We start from the raw sequence: 16658 nt of genomic DNA on the forward strand, positions 1-16658 counted from the left end.
GGCATCGAGCAGGTGATGGGCGCCCTGCAGAACATCCGCCAGGCGAGCCAGCAGACCGCCGCCGGCACCCGCGAGGTCGAGGCGGCCTCGGCCAACCTCACCGAGCTCGCAGGAGCCCTCATGGCCCTCGCCGAACGCTACCGGCACTAGGCGTCGTCCGGCGCAGGCTCCGGTGGCCGGGCTGAGCCATCGGCTCGCCCCGACGCCATCTCGTCCCGCCGTCGCCGCCGGGGGGCATCGGGGTCTGCTCGAGTCCCGGGCGACGGGCCCTGCCGCGTCGACGACCGGTAGCGGAGCAAAGGTCGGCGCTTTCGCCGCCCCCGGCCCTCGGGAACCTCGCGTCGCCGCGACCGGTTTTTCGCCTGGATCCGGCACGCAGCGAGATCGGGAGGCGACGATGGCAGTCAAGACGACGACGCGGAAGACGGTTCGGGCCGTGCTGGCGGCAGGCCTCATAATCGGCTCGACCGGCGCCGTGCTCGCGCGCGGCGGCGGTGGAGGCGGTGGCAGCGACAGCGGCAGCGGCCTCTCGCCCTACGCGGCACTGAACGGCAACGACCGCTCGGCCGGCGTCAACAACGGCAACTACCGCGATCCGCGGCTCGATCCCTATCTCGGGGCGTACGGCGACGGCTATGGCCGTCCCGTCCTGGACCGCTACCGCCCGGTCCGCCGGCCGTATTACGGGACGCCCTACTGATCGGGCGGCGCAACCGTCTCACCCTAAGGTCGCCGTGACCTCGATCTCGAGCTTCATCTCGGGGCGCAGCAGGCCGGCGACGACGAGGAGCGTCGCGGCCGGCCGGACCTGGGCCAGCACGCGGCCGCAGACCGCGAGCACCGCCTCGGCATCCGCCCGATCGGTGACGTAGTAGGTCGCTCGCACGATGCGCTCCAGGCCGGATCCGGCCTCGGCGAGCACCGATGCGATGGTGCGCCAGCACGCCTCGGCCTGCGCCGCGGCCTCCTCCGGCATCGTCATCGTCGCGTCATCGTAGCCGGTGGTGCCGGCGACGAACACGAAGCCGCCCGTCACGACCGCGCGCGAATAGCCGTAGGCGGCCTCGAACGGCGAGCCCGAGCCGATCAGGCGCCGGCTCACCGGCGCAACGCTTCCAGCACCTTCGCGCCCGGACGGCCGGTCTGCGGCATGCCGAGGCTGCGCTCGATCTCCTTGATCGCGTCGCGGGTCTTGGCGCCGACCTTGCCGTCCGGCTCGCCGACGTCGTAGCCGCGCGCCGTCAGCCGGGCCTGGAGGTCGCGGCGCTCGGCCCGCGACAGCGGCGGGTCGTCGGTCGGCCACTCCGCCTGGATGCCGGGCCGGCCGCGCAGGCGGTCGGAGAGCACGGCGATGGCGAGCCCGTAGGATTCGGCGGCGTTGTAGGAGTAGATCGCGTCGAAGTTCCTGGTGACGAGGAAGGCGGGCCCCTCGATCCCGGCCGGGATCATGATGCCGACGGGACCCTCGGCCGAGAGCGGGCGCCCGTCGATGCGCTTGACGCCGAGCGCGGCCCAGTGGCCGACCGTCTTCTTGTTCTTCCGCCCCGCGGCACCGGCGTTGAAGCCGGCCGGCAGCTTGACCTCGTAGCCCCAGCCCTGGCCGTTCGACCACTTCGCGACGTGCAGGAAGTTCGCGGTCGAGCCGACGGCATCGGGCACCGAGTCGACCACGTCGCGGCGGCCGTCGCCGTCGAGGTCGACGGCGAGGCGCTGGTAGGTCGTCGGCATGAACTGGGTCTGGCCGAAGGCGCCGGCCCAGGAGCCGGTAAGGCGGCCGGGCTCGATGTCGCCGCGGTCGATGATCTTCAGCGTCGCCATCAGCTCGCCGCGGAAGAAGTCGCGGCGGCGGTTGCCGGAGCAGGCCAGCGTCGCCAGCGACTGCACCAGCGGCATCTTGCCGAGGTTCTTGCCGAAGTTCGATTCCACGCCCCAGACCGCGGCGATGGTGAAGCGGTCGACGCCGTAGCGGGCCTCGGCCTGCGCCAGGGCCTGCCCGTACTGGCGCATCGCCGCCTTGCCGTCGTCGACGCGCTCGTCGTCGACCAGGGCCGCCATGTAGTCCCAGATCGGCGTCTTGAACTCGGGCTGCGCCTGGGAGAGCTCGATCACCTTGTCGTCGAAGCTGATCCCGTCGGTGGCGCTGCGGAACGCCTGCGCCGACACGCCCTGCGCCGCCGCCTGCTGCTGCAGGCCGGCGAGGCAGGACTGGAAGTCGGCCCGCGCGCCGGTCGCCGTGAGGCAGGCGAGGGCGAGCCACGGCAGGATCGGCCTGCGGGAGGATCGCTGCCAGGAGTCTCGCCGCATCGTCGTAGCTCGCATGGTGTCCGGGGCGCCGGAGCCTGATGAGGGAACGGTTAACGCAGGCTTAAGGCCGGATCGCGGTGCGGACGCTCCCCCGCGGTCCGGCCGCGCTCACGCCCAGCCGCGCGCGGCCAGCTTGTCCTCGTAGGCGTCGATCTTCGGGGCGCGCTTGAGGGTCAGGCCGATCTCGTCGAGGCCGTTGAGCAGGCTCTCCTTGCGGCCGGGATCGATGTCGAAGTGCAGCGTGCCGCCGTCCGGGCCCCGGATGGTCTGCGCTTCGAGGTCGACCGAGAGGGTGGCGTTGGCGCCGCGCTCGGCATCCTCGAACAGCTTCTCGAGGTCTTCCGGAGAGACCACGATCGCCAGGATGCCGTTCTTGGCGCAGTTGTTGAAGAAGATGTCGGCGAAGCTCGTCGAGATCACGCAGCGGATGCCGAAATCGGTCAGCGCCCAGGGCGCGTGCTCGCGCGACGAGCCGCAGCCGAAATTGTCGCCCGCCACCAGGATCCTGGCGTTGCGGTAGGCCGGCTGGTTGAGCACGAAGTCCGGGTTCTCCGAGCCGTCGTCCCGGTAGCGCATCTCGGCGAACAGCCCCTTGCCGAGGCCGGTGCGCTTGATCGTCTTGAGGTACTGCTTCGGGATGATCCGGTCGGTGTCGACGTTGATGATCCGCATGGGCGCCGCGACGCCCTCCAGGGTGGTGAATTTTTCCATTGGTCTTGCCGTCTGTCGCGTTTCGCTCGGTGCCTGCCGACACCCTAGCAGCGGCGTGCCACGGCCGGAAGGTTCAGGGCAGGTCCCCGGCGCGGAGGGTGCCGTCATGGATCGCCGACGCGACCAGGGCGCCCGCGACCCCGGCGCGACGGAGCGCGACGAGGTCGTCCGGGCCGCGCACGCCGCCGGCGGCGTAGATCCGGCGGCCGGGGGCCAGGCGCGCGGCAGCTTCCAGCCCGGCGAGGTCCGGCCCCGATCCGACGCCGATGCGGGCAAGCGTCATCACGATCACCTCCGGCGGCCAGTGGCGGGCATCCGCATGCAGGCCGGGCGGCCCGAGCCGGCTCGCGCCGCGGCTGTCGAGCGAGAGCACGGCCCGGTCGCCGAGGCGGACGACGAGGCCCTCGTCGGCCTGGCTCTCGCTGCCGATCACGGGGCGGCCGAGCCCGGCGGCGAGGAAGGCCTCGACCGTCGCCGCCTCTGCGAAGCCCGCATCGACCCAGAGGCCGATGCCGGGGCAGGCCCGCGCGATCGCCGCCAGCGCCCCGAGGTCGGGCGGGGCACGATCGACGATCGCGTCGAGGTCGGCGACGTAGAGCGTCCGCGCCGGGACCGCGGCGAGGAGGCCGCGGGCGATGTCGGCCGGCGCCGAGCCCTTTGCCAACGGGGTCTCGATCGGGGCATAGCTCTGTCGCTCGCCGGCGCGTGCCCGCACCACCCGCCCGTGGCGCAGGTCGATCACCGGAATCACCGCGAACGGCGTCGTCGCGCCCTCGCCCTCTGCGTCGCCCATCAGTGAGATCGCCCTTGCCCGCCGCGCATCCGCTTCCCCGCCCTGCCAGGACGATCGGATGGGATCTCGGCGGGGTGCACGTCAAGGCGGCGCTGGTCGAGGGCGGCATCGTCCGCGCGGTGGTGCAGGCGCCGTGCCCGCTCTGGCGCGGGCTGCCCGCCCTCGACGCCACCTTCGCCGGGCTGCCCGACTGGGCGCGGGGGGAGGCGGCGCACGCCGTGACGATGACCGGCGAGCTCACCGACTGCTTCGCCGACCGGACGGACGGCGTCGCGCAGCTCGCGGGCTGGGCGGCGACGCACCTGGCCGGCGAGGTCGCAATCTATGCCGGGCGCGCCGGCTTCGTCGCGCCGCGGGATGCGGAGCCGAACGCCGCGGAGATCGCCTCGGCGAACTGGCACGCCACCGCGGCCCTGCTCGGGCGGCACGTGCCCGACGCGCTGCTCGTCGACGTCGGCTCGACCACCGCCGACCTGATCCCGATCGTCGGAGGCCGCGCCGCCGCCGCCGGCTACAGCGACGCCGAGCGGCTGGAGACGGGGGAGCTCGTCTATACCGGCGTCGTGCGCACGCCGCTGCTGGCGCTTTCCGACCATGCGCCGTTCCGGGGCCGCCGCACCCGGCTGATGTCCGAGACCTTCGCGCACGCGGCCGACGTCCACCGCATCACCGGCGACCTTCCCGAGGGCGCCGACCAGCAGGCGAGCGGCGACGGCAAGGGCAAGTCGGTGCCCGAAAGCGAGACGCGGCTCGCCCGGATGATCGGCCGCGACCGCGGGGAGGGGACGGACGAGGACTGGCGGGCGCTTGCCGGCCACTTCGCCGAGGCGCAGCTGCGCCTGCTCCACGACGCGGCCGCCACCCTGCTCTCGCGCCCCGACATCCCGGCCGCGGCCCCCGTGATCGCCTGCGGCGCGGGCGCCTTCCTGGCCGACGCCCTCGCCCGGCGCCTCGGCCGGCGCTGCCTGCCCTTCACCGAGGTGCTGGCGGATCGCATCGCCGGCCGGCCAGACTGGGCCTCCACCTGCGGCCCGGCGCTCGCCGTCGCGCTGCTCTCCGCCGACACGCTGGTTTCGAAGGAAGACCGATGAGCGCCCTGAAAATCCTCGCCCGCGTCCTCACCGCCCGGGTCGGCCCGCATATCGAGCTCGCGCTCGCCACCGAGGACGGCGAGACCGTCAAGGTGCTGGCGACGCCCGACCAGATCGACCGGCTGATCGACGAGCTGGAGGACATGCTGCACGCGCCGGAGGGCCCGGAGGACGGCGAGCCGCCCGAGGCGGCGTGATCGACCGCGGGACCACGCCCTCTTCCATGGGGAGAGGGTTGGGGTGAGGGGCGTGACCGCTTCGGAAAACGCACGCCCCTCATCCTGTCCTCCCCCTGGGGGAAGGGACCCGCGCCACGTCAGGCTTCCGCCCGGCGCGACGTCAGCGCAGAAAATCCCCGAACGCCCGCGGGCTGTCGTCGGTCTTGATCTCGCGGGTCACCGTCAGCGTCCGCGCGTCGATGACCGAGAGCGTGTTCGAGCCCCAGTTGGCGACGATCACCGAGCGCCCGTCAGCGGTGGCGGCGATGCCCTCGGGGTGGTCGCCGACTTCGATCCGGGCCACGGGGGCGAGGGTGGCAGGATCGAACACCGTGACGGTGCCGGAATACTGGTCGGTGACGAAGCCGCGCTCCCCCGTCAGGGCGATCACGTAGGGGCGCTGGCCGGTCTTCACTCGGCCGACCTCGCGCGCCGCGGCGAGGTCGATCACCGACACGTCGTCGCCGGTGACGTTGGCGGTGTAGGCGCGCTTGGCTTGCGCATCGAGGGTGATGCCGAAGGGATGATGGCCGACGGCGATCGTCCCGGTCTCGCGGCGGGTCGCGGCGTCGACCACCGAGACCGTGTCCGCCTCGCGGTTGGCCACCAGCAGCGTCGCGCCGTCCGGCGTCACCGCGATGCCCGACGGCGAGGCCCCGACCGCGATCTCGCCGTCGAGCCTGAGGCCCGCCTCACCCGGCACCAGCACGAACACCCGCTTGGCGTACCAGTCGGCGACGTAGACGGCGCCGCTCCTCGGATTCGCCGCGATGCCGAGCGGGCCGCCCGGAAGGGCCAGCACCTGCGCGACCTTGCGCGCGGTCAGGTCGACGACGGCGATGCCCGGCGCGTCGGGGCAGGTCACGTAGGCGGTCCTGCGATCGGGGGAGAGCGCGATGCCGGCGGGCGAGCCGGCGACGGGGATGCGCTGCAGGATCGTGCCGGCCTCGAGATCGATCACGTCGACGGCGTTGTCGCCCTGCACCGTGACCACCGCCTCGGCGGCGCGCGCGGCGAGCGGCACGAGCCACAGGGCGAGGGCGAGCGAGAGGCCGGCGCGCAGCCGGCCTCCGCGTCGCGATGTGATCGAACGGCTCAAGAGCCCTTCTCGACCTGCGCCTTCAGCGCGTCGAGACCGGTGCGGTAGAGGCCGCGCACGGCCTTCTGCGAGGCCTCGTCGTTCAGCTCGGGCGGCGGATCGTTGTTCATGTAGCCGCGGTAGAACGCGCCGTCCCACGACACCTTCGACTTGCCGTCGCCGTCCGCCTCTACCTTGAGCGTGGACGAGTAATCGTTCACCGGCAGGGTCTTCACGTCGACCTTGGTGATCCGGTACGAGTAGCTCATCTTTTCGGCGGAGTACTTGTACAGGCTCTCCTCGACGGTGGCGCCGCCCTTGAGCGTGAGGACGCGGGTGGCCTTGTCGGGGGTGTTGCCCTCCTTGCCCTCGGTCTTCTCGACCAGCGGCAGCCAGCTCATGTCCTGGAAGTTGCCGATCACCTTCCAGACCTTGTCCGGGCTGGCGTTGATCTCGACGGTCTCCTCGACCTTCTTGCGGGTCGGGCCGTGGGCCTGGGCCGTGGTCGCCGCCACCGCGGCGATCACCACGGCGCTCGTGAGGGCCAGTCTTCTCATCATGGGCAGCTCGATCCTCATGGGGGTGTCACTCCTGATCCGCCGTCTCGTGCGGCGGCGGTGTCGGCGAGGATGCGGCCGTCCGTCCCGAGATGGGCGGCGACCTTGTCCTCGATCCAGTCCCAGGCCTCCCGCTCGCGCGGGCCGGCCGTCTTGGATATCGCGATGGCGAGATAGCGCATCTCGGCCATGACCTTGTCGGGCGTCAGCATGTGGAGCCGCGTCGAGAGGATCGCCGCCTCCAGCACCGCGGCCTGCGCCCGGTTGTAGCCGATGAACGGGGCGTGCGCCGCCGCGTGGACCTGGCGCCCGCGGTAGCGCGGCCGAGTCGGGTCGGCCTCGACCGCCGCGACCTCGAACTCGGCGTGGCCGAAGCTGTCGGCGAGGCGCCGGCCCGGGATGCGGTCGCACGCCACCGTCGGCCAGTCCCGGCGCCCGGTGACCGCGCCGGCGATCACCCGCACGTCGCGCGGGCTCGAGGCGCAGAAGCAGGGGTTGGCCTCGAGGTTGAGGATCGTCGGCGAGGGCCGGAACGGCGCCAGCACGTAGTCGTCGCCCTCCGCGATCAGGCCGAAGGGCACGAGGTGCAGGGCGCCCTCTCGCGAGAGCGTCGTGACGATCGTCTCGAGGATCAGCGGCACCGGCTCAGGCCTCCCCGGCCGGCACGAGCTTGCCGCAGACGAGCTTTTGCGCGGGCGCCCGGGGCGTTTCCGACACCGACGCCTCGGCCGCGGCCGCGTCCGGCGCGATGGTGCGGGGCGCCGAGGCGCCGGCCTCGGCCGGAACCTGCGCGTCGCGCGCGCCCTGCGGCGCGTCCGGGCCGGAATGCTTGGTATGGCCGGCCTTCTTGAAGGCGGTGGTGTCCTCGACCTCGGCGTCGGCGGCGCAGGCCCAGTCGAGCGGCTCGTCCTGCACGTAGCGCTTGCCTAAGCGCCACGCGGTCTCGGCCTTGGTCAGCTCGCCCCCGAGGTAGAACGCGTGGGCGCCGTCGCTGGCGACGTCGAGGTCGGTGAAGAAGGCCATCGCGTCGGTGCCGACCTTGTGGACGTCGCGGTTGTAGAGGTGGATCCCGTCCTCGGCGACCGCGATCCGGTAGTTCGGGTCGCGGACCTGCGCCGCCAGGGCCGCGATCTCGTCGGGCGTTTGCACGAAGGGACGCTTGTCGTGAAGTGCCAGAAGTGCCCGGCCGTAGCCCTTCGGCAGCGCGGCGTCGGCCTTGGCCGCGAACATCACCCGCCTCGCGGCATCGTGTTCCTCGACCGTGCGGCGGGTGTGGTTCGAGACCTGCACGATCAGGACATTGCCGATCGACAGCTCCGAGCACATCCCGACGAGGAGCGCGGTGATCCCAAGGCTGTCGGCCTCCGTCAGCTCCGTGAGGTTGCCGGTGCCCATCATTATCGCGATGTCGGGCCAGCGCGCGCGGGTGGCGCGGTAGCGCGCGATCGAGTCGACGAAGCCGAAATGGATCGGCTCGAGGATCGGGTCGGCGATGAACGGGCGCCCCGCCTCCACCATCCGCGCGATCGCGCGGTCGAGGGAGGGCAGGTCGTCGGGCCGCATCGGCACCAGGATCGGCACCGCATCCGTCTCGAAGGCGAGGTCCAGCGTCTCCTCGTTGAGGCTGAGCAGGAAGTCGGCCCCGGCGGCCGCCCCCCGGCGCAGCTCGTCGATCGAGAAGGAATCGACGCTGACCTTGAGGCCCTGCGCCTTCAGCCCGCGCACGCAATCCTCGAGATGCGGGAAATCGGTGTCCGGCAGGCCGCCGAGGTCGATCACGTCGGCGCCCCGGCGCGCCAGGTCCAGGCCCTTGGCCACCACCTCGGCGGCCGTCATCTTCGAGGCGTCGACGATCTCGGAGAAGATGCGCAGGTCGTGGCGCGACAGGTCGACCTTGCGGCCGGCGAGCCCGAGATGGGCCGGCAGGTCGACGATCTCGTCGGGGCCGCGCTCGACCGGCAGGCCGAAATGCGCGGCCAAGGCCTCCGGGTTCGCCCGGCAGCGCCCGGGCAGGATGATGCGGGTGGCGCCCTCGGGCAGGGTGACGCGGCGCTTGATGATCTCCTCGGTCATCAGCGCGGCGACCTTCACCCCGGAATCGGCGATGCTCCAGGCGAACCGCTCCGGGGGCAGGGCGCTCGCGACCTTCTCCAGCCGCGCGCGGGCGAGCTTGCCGGTGACGAAGACCAGGTGCTCGGGCGCGGCGCTCATGCGGCGGCCCGCGCGTGGACCGGCCGCGCGCCGGCGGGGCCGAGGATCGAGACCGCGCCGCGGTAGCGGCCGGCGAAGGCCGGGAACGCGGCATCCACGAGGCCGATCCGGGCGAGGTCGCACGCGTCGGCGCCCGCCGGGGCGTCGGCGGACTTCACCAGGATGCAGCGGGCGGCCTCGATCCGCGTCGCCGCCCAGAGCGCGAGGCTGTCGGAGGTCACGTCCCAGGATTCCGGGATGTCCGGATGGCCGGCGCGGAGGGCGATGGGGTCCCAGATAGCCGATACGGCACTCTCCCTCCCCCCCTTGCGGGGGAGGGGGAAGGGAAGGAGGCGCGGCTCGATGGCGTGGAAATACCCCGCCATCCGGCTCATCGCATCGAGCGCGCGGCGATGCGCCTCCGCGTCGTCGAAGCCGAGACGCGCCTGGTCGAGCCGCACCGCGTCGGCGAAGGCGCCGCCGCCCGGCACGACGAGGCACGGGCCGAACGCGCCGTCGGCGAGTGCGGCGAGCAGCGCTTGCAGGCGCGCCGGGTCGGCGCGGAGGCTGCCGCCGACCTTGACGATGGTGTGCACGCTCACGCCGCGTCTCGCGCGGCCGGCCGGCGGAGCGCCCGCACGGCCTCGGCGATCCGCTGCGCGTCGAGGGCGTTGCGGCGGTCGCCGTCGCGGCAGAGGCCGCCGCGGAAGCCGAGATAGTCCGGGCGGTGGGCGGCGAGGCCGAGGATGTCGTCGACGCGCAGCGACCCGGCGAGCCCCGACAGCAGCCCGGCGGCACGGGCCGCGGCGGTGAAAGCGGCCAGGCGCGCCCCGTCGATCAGGCCGGGCAGGCGGCGCCCGTCCTTGACCGCCGTGTCGATCATCGCGCCGATGAAGCCCGCCGCCGCGAGCCGCGGCGCGCAGTCCGGCGCGGGGTCGTCCTCGGCGAACAGCACGGCGACGAGTCGGCCGGGCGCGGCCGCGCCGGCTGCGCGAAGGGAGGCGGGATCAGCGAGCCAGTCGGGGCGGACCGCGACCTTGACCCAGCCGACCCCGGTCTCCGCCATGGCGCGGATCGCGGCCTGCCGCTCCGCCGCCGCCGGCTCGCCGGCGACCGCGCTCGTGGCGGCGCGGCCGGCGGTGCGCGCGACGATGGCGCGGACGGTCTCCGGGGGGAGGGCGCCGAGCGCCCCGTTCTCCGGGTCCTTGGCGTCGATCAGGTCGGCCCCGGCGCGGATCGCGGCCTCGGCCTCGGCGGCGTCGCGGACGCTGACGAGGAGGCGGGGGAGGGGATTTGTCGGAAACGGAGGTGCGGACTCGGACACGGGCGACCTGAACGGGGACGGCTCGGGGGCGGCGCGGGCGCCGGACGACATCACGACTTGCCGGGCAGGGGCTCGGCGAGCAGGCGGTTCTTGACGATCCAGCGCATGGCATGCGTCCAGGTGTCGTCGGTGTCGGCCCGGATCACCACCTGCCCGCCGCGCACCACCTTGCCGGTGGCGGCGTCGGCGATGACGACGTTGAGGTTGAAGATCTGGCCCGACCCCTTCTCCACATAACCGGTCACGGCGAGATCCGCACCCAGGGCCTTGGCGATCGGGGCGGCGCAGCCGTCGCACTTGTAGAGCGGCCCCTGCTTGCTCACCTCGGCCGCCTGCGGCGCGGTGTCGACGGGCTCCAGGCCACCCTTGTCCTTGAGCGCGCCGCGCAGCTCGTCGGTGACCAGCGCGAGCTTGCGCGCCTCGTCGGGCCGGGCCTTGCGGCCGCCGACGACGCCCGGATCGAACAGCTCGACCGGGAAGACCGCGGCCTTCGACGGCTCGGCCGCCGCCGCGCCCGGAGGGCAGGCGGCGAGCGCGAGGGGAACCGCGAGGCGGCAGGCGCGAAGGGCGCCGTCGCGAAAGATCGTGCCGCGAAGGATCATGACGGAACTCCGGTCGGAGGCATCGGCGCCGGCCGCAACGCCGGCCGCATCCCGGCATAAGGTCGCGCGGCGGGGAATTTTGGCAATGATCGGCGCGCGCTTAACGTTTGAGTCCGCGCCCGGAATGCTGTTACGTCCCGCCCCCATGCACGCCTCCCTGCACGCCATCCTGCACGATCCTGCACGATCCCTCGGTGCTGCGGCGCTGCTCGCCCTGGCGCTGGCCGGCCCGGCGGCAGCCCAGGAGCCCGCCGCCGCGCCGGCCGCGCCCGCGGAACCGGCCGCCACCCATGTCGGCCTGATCTACCGGCCGCAGCCCGCGCCGTCCTCCTACGACGCGGAGGCCGCGCCCGAGGACGAGGGCCTGGCCGGCGCGAAGATGGCCATCGCCGACAACAACACCACCGGCCGCTTCATCAAGCAGAGCTACGCCCTCGACGAGATCGCGCTCACCGAGGGGGGCCCGAGCGCGGTCGACGCGGCGAAGGCGCTGCTCGGCAAGGGCATCCGCTTCCTCGTCCTGGCGCTGCCGGCCGACGAGGTGCTCGCCGTCTCGGAGGCGGCACGCGCCGACGGCAAGGGCGCCGTGGTGCTGAACGCGGCGGCCCCCGACGACCGCCTGCGCGGTGCCGATTGCCGCAGGAACGTGTTCCACGTCGCCCCGAGCCGGGCGATGCAGACCGACGCGCTGGCGCAGTACCTCACCGTGATGCGCTGGCGGAAGCTGTTCCTGATCGTCGGCCCGACCGACGCGGACAAGCTCTATGCCGACGCGATGCGCAACTCGGCCAGGAAGTTCGCTCTCAAGATCACGGCGGAGAAGCCCTGGACCTTCGGGCCGCTGGCCAAAGCGCGCGGCGACACGCCGACCCGCGCCGAGGCGATGGTCTTCACCCGCGGGCTCGACTACGACATGGCGATCGTGGCCGACGAGGAGGCCGACTGGGGCGACTACGTCCCCTATCGCACCGTCGACCCGCGGCCCGTCGGCGGCACGCAGGGGCTCGTCGCCACCACCTGGTCGCCGGTGCTGGAGACCTGGGGCGCCGCCCAGGCGCAGAACCGCTTCCGCCGCCTCTCCGGCCGGCTGATGCGTCCGCTGGACTACCAGGTCTGGGCCGCGATCCGCGTCGTCAGCAATGCCGAGACCGACCGCAAGACCGCCGACCCGGCGGTGCTGGCCGCCTACCTGAGCGACCCGGCCTTCGCCCTCTCCGCCTACAAGGGCGTGTCGCTGAGCTTCCGCCCCTGGGACCACCAGCTGCGCCAGCCGCTGATCGTGGTGCAGCCGAAGGCCCTGGTCTCGGTGGCGCCCGAGCAGGGCTTCCTGCACCAGCGCACGCCGCTCGACACCCTCGGGACCGACCTGCCCGAGACGACCTGCAAGTTCCAGTGAGCGCGCCGGGACGCACGAGGACGGCGTTCCGCCGCGTGAAGTCCGCAGCGCGGTTCCGTCGCCCTCGCCGCGGGCACGAAACGCACTACACTGTCGTCCGTCGGGATTTCGGCACCGCCAGAGTGCCAAGCTTGCCGCCAGGCCAGGGGGAGGATCGCGAATGGACCGCTGCGTGAGAGCAGGGTTGGGGCTCGCCGCGCTCGGCGCGGCGCTGCTCGGGTCGGTGCCGGCGCAGGCCTACACGGTCTACGTCTCCAACGAGAAGGGCAACTCGGTCAGCGTGATCGACACCGCGACGATGGCGGTGACGGCGACCTGGAAGGTCGGGCGCCGCCCCCGCGGCATCACCGTGAGCAAGGACGGCAAGGAGGTCTTCGTCTGCGCCAGCGACGACGACCGCATCGACGTGCTCGACACCGCCACCGGCAAGGTGGTGCGCTCGCTGCGCTCCGGCCCCGACCCCGAGCAGTTCATCCTCGATCGCAGCGGCAACCCGCTCTACGTCGCCAACGAGGACGACAGCCAGGTCACGATCATCGACATCGAGAAGAACAAGGTGCTCGCGGAGGTCCCCGTCGGCGTCGAGCCGGAGGGCATGGGCCTGTCGCCGGACGGCAAGATCCTGGTGAACACCTCCGAAACCACCAACATGGCCCACTTCATCGACACCAAGACCTTCCAGGTGATCGACAACGTGCTGGTCGACGCGCGCCCGCGCTTCGCCGAGTTCACGGCGGACGGCAAGTTCCTCTGGGTCTCGGCCGAGGTCGGCGGCACGGTCAGCGTGATCGACGTGGCGGCGCGGCGCGTGGTGAAGAAGATCACCTTCAAGATCCCGAGCGTGAACGACGAGGCGATCCAGCCGGTGGGCATCCGCATTACCCAGGACGGGACCAAGGCCTTCGTCGCCCTCGGGCCCGCCAACCGCATCGCGGTGATCGATGCCAAGACCTACGACGTGCAGAAGTACCTGCCGGTGGGCCAGCGGGTGTGGCAGCTCGCCTTCACGCCGGACCAGTCGCTGCTGTTCTCCACCAACGGCACCTCCAACGACGTCTCGGTGGTCGACGTCGCGGCCGAGAAGGTGGTCAAGAGCATCCCGGTCGGCCTGCTGCCCTGGGGCGTGGCGATCTCGCCGAACTGAGTTTTCGCAAGCACGACTGCCGCGAACGGCAGCGCGGGGGGGGGGAAACAGGATGACACGAGGTCTTCGATGGGCGGCGCTGGGGCTGGCGGCGATCCTGGCGGCCGGCCCGGCCGTCGCGCTCGATCTCACCAAGAAGCGCGAGCCCCTGCCCGACCTGGTCCTCGGCAACGAGGAGGGCAACGACTTCGTCGTCGAGAACAAGGACATCGAGCTCGAATCCGGCAAGGCCTACCGGCTGCGGATCATCGCCAAGGGCCATCAGGAGTACAAGGTCTACGCGACCGAGTTCTTCCGCTACATCTGGTGGAACCAGATCGTCATCGAGCACAAGGAGATCCACGGCGGCGGCCCGCCGGATCACCTCGAGTTCGACGATCCGGGCGAGATCGCGATCGAGTTCGTGGCGATCAAGCCGGGCAAGTACACCTGGGAGGCCCGCGGCCTGGAGTCGAAGGGCGTCGCCGGCACGATCACTGTGAAATGACGCACGGTGGAATGATGCGGACGCTTCTTCTCGCCAGCCTCCTCTTGAGCACGCCGGCGCTGGCCGACGACAAGGCCGCCTGCGCGGACGGCATCGCCATGATCAGGGATGCGCTCGCGCAGAACCCGCCCGAGGCGGCGCTGCCGAAGCTGAAAAAGGCCTTGCGCGTGGCCGAGCGCGAGCAGGGCGAGGGCGAGTTCGACGAGTGCCTCGACGCGGTCGGCGATGCCAGAAGGGTCCTCGGGCGATGAGCGAAGGCGCTCGGGCGATGGGTGCGGGCGGGCGTCCGGCGGGCGAGGCCCCGGCGCTGGAGGTGGCCGACGTCAGCCACAGCTTCGGCGCGCGCCGGGCGCTGTCGGACGTGTCGATCACCGTCGAGCGCGGGCGCTTCATGGCGCTGCTCGGGCCCAACGGCGCCGGCAAGACCACGCTGTTCTCCCTGATCACCCGGCTCTACAACAACCGCCACGGCCGGGTCGCGATCTTCGGCCACGCCCTCGATCGCGAGCCGTCGCGCGCGCTCGCCCGCCTCGGCGTGGTGTTCCAGGCACGGACCTTGGACACCGACCTCACCGTCGAGCAGAACCTGCTCTATCACGCGGCGCTTCACGGCATCGCGCGCAAGGCCGCCAAGGCGCGGATCGCGGTGCTGCTCGACCGGGTCGAGCTGGCGGACCGGCGCGCCGACAAGGTGCGGACGCTCTCCGGTGGCCAGTCGCGCCGCATCGAGATCGCGCGCTCGCTGGTCCACCATCCAAGCCTGCTGCTGCTCGACGAGCCCACCGTCGGCCTCGACCTCGAATCGCGGGCCGACATCGTCGCGATCGTCCGCGCGCTCGTGCGCGAGGAGGGGCTCTCGGTGCTGTGGGCGACCCACATCTTCGAGGAGATCGCGGCGGAGGACGACGCGGTGGTGCTGCACCGGGGCCGCATCGTCGCGCGCGGACGGGCCGGCACCATCGGCGGGGCCGACGAAACCCTCGAGGAGGCGTTCCGCCGGCTCGTGGCCGAGCCGGCCAAGCCGGCGAGGGAGGCTGCATGAGCACGCCCATCGGCACGCCGACGGCGGTCGACGCCCGCACCGTGGCGGCGGACGCGACGCGCCCGCCCGCCCATCTCGGCCGGCTCGACGGGGTCGGCTACCTGATCTGCCTCGGCGGCATCGTCCGGCGCGAGCTGTTGCGCTTCTTCAACCAGAAGGAGCGGTTCTTCTCGGCGCTGGTGCGGCCGCTGGTATGGCTGTTCATCTTCGCGGCGGGCTTCCGCAACACCCTCGGCGTGTCGATCGAGCCGCCGTACCAGACCTACGTGCTCTACGAGGTCTACGTGGTGCCGGGGCTGGCGGTGATGATCCAGCTGTTCAACGGCATGCAATCCTCGCTCTCGATGGTCTACGACCGCGAGGTCGGCTCGATGAAGGTGCTGCTGACGAGCCCGTATCCGCGCTGGCTGCTGCTGCTCGCCAAGCTGATCGCGGGCGTCACCGTCTCGGTGGTGCAGGCCTACGCCTTCCTGGCCATCGCCTGGTTCTGGGACCTCGACATCCCGGCCGTCGGCTACCTCGCGGCCCTGCCGGCCTTCATCGCCGCCGGGCTGATGCTCGGCTCGATCGGCCTGCTGCTGTCGTCGATGGTCAAGCAGCTCGAGAACTTCGCCAGCGTGATGAACTTCGTGATCTTCCCGATGTTCTTCGCCTCGTCGGCGCTCTACCCGCTCTGGCGCCTCCGCGAATCCTCGGAGACGCTGTACTGGATCTGCCAGTGCAATCCCTTCACCCACGCCGTCCAGCTCGTGCGCTTCGCCCTCTACGGGCAGTTCGAGCCGGTCTCGTGCGCGGTCGTGCTCGGCGTGACCCTCGCCTTCTTCACCCTCGCCGTCGTCGCCTACGATCCCGGCCGCGGCATCATGGCCCGGCGCGGCGGCCCGGCCGGAGACCCGTCATGATCGCTTCCCGCTTCTGCTCCCTCGCCGCCCTCGGCGTCGCCCTGGCCGGCCTCGCCGCGCCCGCGCTGGCGCAGCCCAGGACCGACCCGGACTGGCCCTGCGTCCAGCGCAAGGTCGCGACCCTGAGCCCCGGCCAGTTCTGGACCGGGTCAGACATCGCCGCCGCCGGCGCCTGGGGCGACGACAACGACGCCGCGGTGCTGGCGCAGAAGCTCGCCTCCCGCCGGACCGAGCTCACCGAGGTCGATCCGCTGATCGACGCCTACGTCGCCAAGGTGCCGGCGGCCGACAAGGCCAAGGGCCTCGCCCACGTCTATGCGGGCGTGTTCGAGGTCATCAACGGCGAGCGCGACAAGGTGATGGGCGGGATCGCGCGCTACGCGCAGGGACAGCGCCGCATGGCCGAGCGCATCCGCGACGAGGCCGACACCATCAGCCAGACCAAGGACGGCCCGAGCGCGGCCGACGCCCGCGAGGTCTCGAAGGAGCAATCCGACATCGAGACCAAGTTCGCCTGGGATCGCCGCATCTTCCAGGAGCGCAGCCAGTCGCTGACCTACGTCTGCGAGGTGCCGCAGCTCCTGGAGCAGCGCCTCGGCGAGATCGCCAAGAAGATCCAGGCCAGGCTCTGACGCCGCCCGGCGACCCGGAGCCGGGTTGCCGAATCGTCCCGGGCAGCATTGCCGAACACTCCCTAAGCCTTTGATGAGACATAGAAAATCTGTTGCACGCGGACCACGGGTCATCCGTTTCCGCGCGTAACGGCCCCGTGAGCGGCGTTTTCCGCCGGATCACGGTCGTCCCGCGATTGTCCGATCT

Annotated in this window: 21 protein-coding genes; 10 read left to right on the forward strand and 11 right to left on the reverse strand. The window is 72.1% G+C overall.

What is annotated here, in order from left to right:
• Positions 1-397 precede the first annotated feature (397 nt).
• Positions 398-700 (forward strand): hypothetical protein, encoded by a 303-nt coding sequence (locus tag MKK60_RS13140; RefSeq protein ID WP_243986399.1) that lies wholly within the window; start codon positions 398-400, stop codon positions 698-700.
• Positions 701-718: 18 nt separating this feature from the next.
• Here the strand turns inward: MKK60_RS13140 and MKK60_RS13145 are convergent, their stop codons facing one another.
• The 4 genes from MKK60_RS13145 to MKK60_RS13160 form a co-directional block, all read right to left on the reverse strand.
• Complete coding sequence (locus MKK60_RS13145) at positions 719-1102, reverse strand: RidA family protein (RefSeq protein ID WP_147729233.1); 384 nt, start codon at positions 1100-1102, stop codon at positions 719-721.
• Positions 1099-2304: a lytic murein transglycosylase gene (locus tag MKK60_RS13150; protein ID WP_243986400.1), complete on the reverse strand. Its 1206-nt coding sequence runs from the start codon at positions 2302-2304 to the stop codon at positions 1099-1101. Before MKK60_RS13150 ends, MKK60_RS13145 begins: the two co-directional genes overlap by 4 nt.
• A 108-nt stretch (positions 2305-2412) precedes the next feature.
• A complete protein-coding gene (leuD, locus tag MKK60_RS13155; protein ID WP_147729235.1) occupies positions 2413-3015 on the reverse strand; it encodes a 3-isopropylmalate dehydratase small subunit in 603 nt (200 codons plus the stop codon).
• Between the two features lie 73 nt (positions 3016-3088).
• Entirely contained in the window at positions 3089-3808 is a 720-nt protein-coding gene (locus MKK60_RS13160; protein WP_243986408.1) for a HisA/HisF-related TIM barrel protein, read from the reverse strand.
• A 14-nt stretch (positions 3809-3822) separates the two neighbouring features.
• Here MKK60_RS13160 and MKK60_RS13165 point away from each other — a divergent pair, with 14 nt between their 5' ends.
• Both MKK60_RS13165 and MKK60_RS13170 read left to right on the forward strand, forming a co-directional pair.
• A complete protein-coding gene (locus tag MKK60_RS13165) occupies positions 3823-4899 on the forward strand; it encodes a hydantoinase/oxoprolinase family protein (protein WP_279603646.1) in 1077 nt (358 codons plus the stop codon).
• A complete protein-coding gene (locus tag MKK60_RS13170; RefSeq protein ID WP_147729338.1) occupies positions 4896-5096 on the forward strand; it encodes a hypothetical protein in 201 nt (66 codons plus the stop codon). The genes MKK60_RS13165 and MKK60_RS13170 overlap by 4 nt, the downstream gene beginning before the upstream one ends.
• Before the next feature lie 142 nt (positions 5097-5238).
• On the opposite strand, the gene MKK60_RS13175 is transcribed toward MKK60_RS13170, so the two are convergent.
• Genes MKK60_RS13175 through MKK60_RS13205 form a run of 7 tightly spaced genes read right to left on the reverse strand, consistent with a single transcriptional unit; the run spans position 5239 to position 10868 of the window.
• Positions 5239-6180, reverse strand: coding sequence for a YncE family protein (locus MKK60_RS13175; protein WP_243986471.1), 942 nt, complete (start codon positions 6178-6180; stop codon positions 5239-5241).
• A gap of 32 nt (positions 6181-6212) precedes the next feature.
• A complete protein-coding gene (locus tag MKK60_RS13180; protein WP_243938988.1) occupies positions 6213-6752 on the reverse strand; it encodes an SRPBCC family protein in 540 nt (179 codons plus the stop codon).
• A 17-nt stretch (positions 6753-6769) separates the two neighbouring features.
• The gene (locus tag MKK60_RS13185; protein ID WP_147729340.1) at positions 6770-7393 is read right to left on the reverse strand and encodes a DUF447 domain-containing protein; all 624 of its coding nucleotides are present in this window, start codon (positions 7391-7393) and stop codon (positions 6770-6772) included.
• 4 nt (positions 7394-7397) lie between these two features.
• A complete protein-coding gene (locus tag MKK60_RS13190) occupies positions 7398-8963 on the reverse strand; it encodes a DUF6513 domain-containing protein (protein WP_243938927.1) in 1566 nt (521 codons plus the stop codon).
• Positions 8960-9538 carry a uridylate kinase gene (locus MKK60_RS13195; protein ID WP_243986473.1) on the reverse strand — a complete coding sequence of 193 codons (579 nt, stop codon included), beginning with the start codon at positions 9536-9538 and terminating at the stop codon, positions 8960-8962. The genes MKK60_RS13190 and MKK60_RS13195 overlap by 4 nt, the downstream gene beginning before the upstream one ends.
• Before the next feature lie 2 nt (positions 9539-9540).
• Entirely contained in the window at positions 9541-10266 is a 726-nt protein-coding gene (locus MKK60_RS13200; protein WP_243986411.1) for a (5-formylfuran-3-yl)methyl phosphate synthase, read from the reverse strand.
• A 50-nt stretch (positions 10267-10316) separates the two neighbouring features.
• Entirely contained in the window at positions 10317-10868 is a 552-nt protein-coding gene (locus MKK60_RS13205; protein ID WP_243986413.1) for a DUF3280 domain-containing protein, read from the reverse strand.
• 145 nt (positions 10869-11013) lie between these two features.
• On the opposite strand from MKK60_RS13205, the gene MKK60_RS13210 reads away from it, so the two are divergent.
• From MKK60_RS13210 to MKK60_RS13240, 7 genes are all read left to right on the forward strand, one after another.
• A complete protein-coding gene (locus MKK60_RS13210) occupies positions 11014-12264 on the forward strand; it encodes an ABC transporter substrate-binding protein (protein WP_243938933.1) in 1251 nt (416 codons plus the stop codon).
• Between the two features lie 160 nt (positions 12265-12424).
• Entirely contained in the window at positions 12425-13408 is a 984-nt protein-coding gene (locus tag MKK60_RS13215) for a YVTN family beta-propeller repeat protein (RefSeq protein ID WP_147728361.1), read from the forward strand.
• 52 nt (positions 13409-13460) lie between these two features.
• The gene (locus tag MKK60_RS13220; protein ID WP_243986415.1) at positions 13461-13895 is read left to right on the forward strand and encodes a hypothetical protein; all 435 of its coding nucleotides are present in this window, start codon (positions 13461-13463) and stop codon (positions 13893-13895) included.
• Positions 13896-13909: 14 nt separating this feature from the next.
• Positions 13910-14146 carry a hypothetical protein gene (locus MKK60_RS13225; protein WP_147728365.1) on the forward strand — a complete coding sequence of 79 codons (237 nt, stop codon included), beginning with the start codon at positions 13910-13912 and terminating at the stop codon, positions 14144-14146.
• 17 nt (positions 14147-14163) lie between these two features.
• A complete protein-coding gene (locus MKK60_RS13230; RefSeq protein WP_409566140.1) occupies positions 14164-14937 on the forward strand; it encodes an ABC transporter ATP-binding protein in 774 nt (257 codons plus the stop codon).
• On the forward strand, positions 14934-15839 hold the full coding sequence (locus MKK60_RS13235) for an ABC transporter permease (RefSeq protein WP_243938967.1): 906 nt from the start codon (positions 14934-14936) through the stop codon (positions 15837-15839). Before MKK60_RS13230 ends, MKK60_RS13235 begins: the two co-directional genes overlap by 4 nt.
• Positions 15836-16471, forward strand: a complete 636-nt coding sequence (locus tag MKK60_RS13240) for a hypothetical protein (protein WP_243938969.1) — start codon at positions 15836-15838, stop codon at positions 16469-16471. The genes MKK60_RS13235 and MKK60_RS13240 overlap by 4 nt, the downstream gene beginning before the upstream one ends.
• Positions 16472-16658: the final 187 nt, after the last annotated feature.

This window comes from Methylobacterium sp. J-092 (assembly GCF_022829325.1).
Taxonomy (GTDB): domain Bacteria; phylum Pseudomonadota; class Alphaproteobacteria; order Rhizobiales; family Beijerinckiaceae; genus Methylobacterium.